General features: G+C 64.7%; 2 protein-coding genes. Both read left to right on the forward strand.

Annotated elements, in window-relative coordinates; translation table 11 throughout:
* The first annotated feature begins 8 nt into the window (after positions 1–8).
* Complete coding sequence (locus EN994_RS30110; protein ID WP_245466124.1) at positions 9–953, forward strand: adenosine kinase; 945 nt, start codon at positions 9–11, stop codon at positions 951–953.
* A 239-nt stretch (positions 954–1192) separates the two neighbouring features.
* A partial coding sequence (locus EN994_RS30115) for a hypothetical protein (RefSeq protein WP_127308083.1) occupies positions 1193–1700 on the forward strand: 508 nt, incomplete at its 3' end.

Raw genomic sequence — 1700 nt, forward strand, 5'->3', positions numbered from 1 at the left:
AGACAGTCATCGCCCAGTGCGACGAGGAATTCCTCGAGACCAACGGCATCATCAAGGGCGCGATGAACCTCATCGACACACAACGCGCCGAACTGCTCTACAGCCGCATGGGCCCGGCGATCGAGGCGTCCGGCGGCAGCGCCGGCAACACGGCGGCCGGCGTCGCCAGCTTCGGCGGCCGCGCCGCCTTCTTCGGCAAGGTCTCCAACGATGCGCTGGGCGAAATCTACGCCCACGACATCCATGCACAGGGCGTCGCCTTCGACACCACGCCGCTCAAGGGCGAGCCGCCGACGGCGCGGTCGATGATCTTCGTCACCCCTGACGGCGAGCGTTCGATGAACACCTATCTCGGCGCCTGCGTCGAGCTTGGGCCGGAGGATGTCGAGGCCGATAAGGCTTCTGGCGCCAAGGTCACCTATTTCGAAGGCTATCTGTGGGACCCGCCGCGCGCCAAGGAAGCGATCCGCCAGACGGCGAAGCTGGCGCACGCAGCAGGCCGCGAAGTGTCGATGACGCTGTCGGATTCGTTCTGCGTCGACCGCTACCGCGACGAATTCCTCGAGCTGATGCGTTCGGGCACGGTCGACATCGTCTTTGCCAACAGCCACGAGATCAAATCGCTCTACCAGACATCCTCGTTCGACGAGGCGCTGGCGCAGATCCGCAAGGATTGCCGGATCGCCGCCGTGACCCGCTCGGAAAAAGGCTCCGTGATCGTGCGCGGCGACGAGACGGTGGTGATCAAGGCGACCGCCATCAAGGAACTGGTCGACACGACGGGCGCCGGCGATCTCTATGCCGCCGGCTTCCTGCATGGCTACACGCAAGGCCGCGACCTGCAAACCTGCGGCGACCTTGGCTCACTGGCGGCCGGATTGGTGATCCAGCAGATCGGCCCCAGGCCCCGGCAGAATCTGCGCCGCGAGGCTGAGCAGGCGGGATTGCTTTAACAACCGTCAAGCTGCCGCCCCTCACCGTCGCGCAGTTGTCATACATCGCACCTACACGCAATCTGGGCGTCCCGCGACTGACATTTCGGTGCGCCCTCAGTCAGTTGGGGTGTCAAGAAATGCTGGACAGCATGCTGTCGGGCGGCAGGATTCGTTGCCGCCGCGATTTCCGTTTTCCGCACTAGAAGTTCAACAATCGGCCGCAGCTGAGGGGGAGCGCGCGGCCAGAAGACAGATGCATGAACAGATTTCAAATCCAGGGCCTCAAGCAGGACGACTTCGCGGAGATGGTCGCGGAAGACGTCGAACGTGCACTTGCCCACTATGACGAGGCCATCAACAAGCCCACCATGGTCTCGGTCGGCAAGATCGCCGGCAGCATAGCGTCCGCCGTCACCTTGCTGTCACCGAAGCACCGGCGCGCCATCGACGCCATCCATGCCGACCTGCCCGGCCTGGCGTCGAAATTCGTGCGCGCGCTGGCGGCGGAAGCCGCGCGCCGCAGCGAAGCCGGTATTGCCGGCGTGACAAATCCGCCGACGACCCCGTTGGCCGATGTCGAGCCTCCTTCGCTGCCAAAGTCCGACGATCTCGAATCGATGCTGATCGAGGACTGGGCCGGCCGCGTCGCCGGTTCGACCTATCTGGAAGAGCATCTGCGCATCGCCCGCTCGACCCTGCACCGCTGGCAGCGGCGGGGTGAGGTCATCGCCTTGCGCAAGGGCGGCCGCAAACATGTCTTCCCGC

The sequence above is a fragment of the Mesorhizobium sp. M7A.F.Ca.CA.002.09.1.1 genome (assembly GCF_003998555.1).
Lineage (GTDB): Bacteria > Pseudomonadota > Alphaproteobacteria > Rhizobiales > Rhizobiaceae > Mesorhizobium > Mesorhizobium ciceri.